Here is a 277-nt window from a genome sequence, read left to right as displayed (position 1 = left end):
ACTACCTCGCCAAACGCGACGCCGAGTGGATGAGCCAAGTTTACAGTGCTTTGGGTATGACAACGGGTGTTGTCTATCCACAGCAGCAGGATGAAGAGAAAAAAGCCGCGTATAAATGCTACATTACCTATGCCACGAACAATGAACTGGCGTTTGACTATCTTCGCGACAACATGCGGTCCGAATTGTGCCAATTGGCACAGCGCGGCCACCATTATGCGATTGTGGATGAGGTCGACTCCATTTTGATCGACGAAGCAAGGACACCGTTGATTAT

1 pseudogene is annotated in these 277 nt (G+C 49.5%); it reads left to right on the top strand.

Features of this window, described 5'->3' with window-relative positions:
• Window positions 1–277: pseudogene (locus tag AB9F29_RS22620) on the top strand (preprotein translocase subunit SecA); the annotation flags it as partial.

The organism is Falsihalocynthiibacter sp. S25ZX9, from assembly GCF_041205405.1.
Taxonomy (GTDB): Bacteria; Pseudomonadota; Alphaproteobacteria; order Rhodobacterales; family Rhodobacteraceae; genus Falsihalocynthiibacter; species Falsihalocynthiibacter arcticus.
The sequence above is the reverse complement of the archived record's forward strand: the minus strand, read 5'-3'. Positions and strand labels throughout refer to the sequence as shown.